2 protein-coding genes are annotated in these 2,047 nt (G+C 59.5%); both read left to right on the top strand.

Features of this window, described 5'->3' with window-relative positions; translation table 11 throughout:
* On the top strand, positions 1–1,337 hold a 1,337-nt coding region (locus NW844_RS00920; protein ID WP_414332659.1), incomplete at its 5' end, for a TldD/PmbA family protein.
* A 15-nt stretch (positions 1,338–1,352) separates the two neighbouring features.
* On the top strand, positions 1,353–2,047 hold a 695-nt coding region (locus NW844_RS00915; RefSeq protein WP_414332657.1), incomplete at its 3' end, for an Rpn family recombination-promoting nuclease/putative transposase.

Raw genomic sequence — 2,047 nt, 5'->3', positions numbered from 1 at the left:
TGGTGGAGATCTTCCTGGAGCGGGCTAACTCCATCAGTTGCCTGGCGGAAGACGACACCCTCACCAGCATCACCCCTCGACTTTCCACCGGCGCGGGGGTGCGGGTGTTTCGCGGCCTGGCCGACTGCTACGTCAGCACCAACGATCTCTCCTTTGCCGGCCTCAAAGCTGCCCTAGAAAAAGGCCTGCTCTTGATGGGCCTCACCCCCCCTGGCCCTGCTGCTTTGGTCTCCACCGTCAACCTAGGGCTGCTCCAGGACTACGCCGAGCGCCGCGGTAAAGACGGCTGGCTCAAGGAATGCAGCTCCCTTGCCGAGATGGGGGAGATCCTGCTGCGGGCCAACGCAGAGCTGAAGCGGCAAGCTCACCATGTTCAGTCCCGCCGCACCAACTACTTCCGTGACTGGCAGGAGATCCTGGTGGCCTGCAGCGACGGCACCTTTGTGCGCGACATCCGCCTTACCCAGTCGGTTAGTTCTACCCTGCTCTGTGCCGATGGGGATCATCGCGCTTCCGTTAGCCAGCGCGCAGGGGGCACCAGGGATCCCGACTTTTTGCGCCGCTGGGATCTCGTAGCCCACAGCCAGGAGCTGGCAGAAGCCGCCGGCCAGATGCTCTATGCCGACTATGTGGAATCGGGCACCTACCCGATTGTAATGTCCAACGCCTTTGGCGGCGTCATCTTCCACGAGGCCTGTGGGCATCTCTTGGAAACGACCCAGATCGAGCGCAAAACCACTCCCTTTGCCGACAAAAAAGGCCAGAAAATTGCCCACAAAAACCTCACCGCCTGGGACGAGGGGCTTTCCGAGGGGGCCTTTGGCAGCCTGGACGTGGACGACGAGGGCATGCCCGTCCAGCGCACCCTGCTCATTGAAAAGGGCATTTTGAAAAACTTCCTGGCCGACCGGGCCGGCTCCATGCGCACCGGCCATCCCCGCACCGGCAGTGGTCGCCGGCAAAACTACACCTTTGCCCCTGCCAGCCGCATGCGCAACACCTACATCGCCCCCGGCGACGCCGAACTGGACGACCTGTTTGCCTCTATTGACAAAGGCATCTACTGCAAGCGCATGGGGGGCGGCAGTGTCGGCCCCACTGGCCAATTTAACTTTGCCGTGGAAGAAGCCTATCTCATCCAAAATGGCAAAATCACCAAGCCTCTCAAGGGAGCCACGCTGATTGGAGAAGCCAAGGATATCTTGACCAAGATCTCCATGTGCTCCAAGGATCTCCGCCTGGCGCCTGGCTTCTGCGGTTCTGTCAGCGGCAGCATCTACGTTACTGTGGGTCAGCCCCACATCAAGGTGGACTCTATCACCGTGGGCGGGCGCTAGTTTCAGGGATCCCCCATGGCCTACGACAACATCTGCAAGTACCTGGCGGAGCGCTTTCCGGAGCAGTTTGCCCGTTGGCTGATGGGAGAGGTAGCTCTGCCGGTACAGCTTCTGCCCACAGAACTGTCGGAGGAGCCCATGCGAGCCGATTCGGTCATTCTGCTAGGGCTACAGCAGGGCATTTTGCATCTGGAATTTCAAACAGATCCGGATCCTGAAATCCCCTTTCGCATGGCCGACTATCGGCTCCGCCTCTATCGGAAATATCCCCAGCTATCGGTGCGGCAGGTGGTCATTTATCTTCGCAAAACGCGCTCGCAGCGGGTCTTCCAAACCTCTTTTCGCCTAGAAAGGCTAAGCCATGAGTTTGAAGTCGTTCGCCTCTGGGAGTGTAACTTGCCAGCCAGGGTCGATTGGCCAGCGCTGCTGCCTTTTCGAGTCTTGAGCCAGGTGGAGGATCCTGGAGAAACCTTACGAGAAGTCGTTGCTGAGCTGGAGCGCTTGCCAGAGTCCAGCGAGCAGCGGGAATTGGCAGCGGCAACAGCCGTTTTGGCAGGACTAGCATTGGATCGGGGCTTGATTCGGCAAATCATGAGGTCCTTGGATATGAGGGAATCGGTGATCTACCAGGAATGGCGGGCAGAAGCTCTGCGGGAGGGGTTGGAAGCAGGGCGCAAAGAAGGCCTGCAACTGGGCTTACAACAGGGCTT

This window comes from Synechococcus sp. H55.2, assembly GCF_047462495.1.
Lineage (GTDB): Bacteria > Cyanobacteriota > Cyanobacteriia > Thermostichales > Thermostichaceae > Thermostichus.
This window is presented reverse-complemented; position numbering and strand designations above follow the sequence as displayed.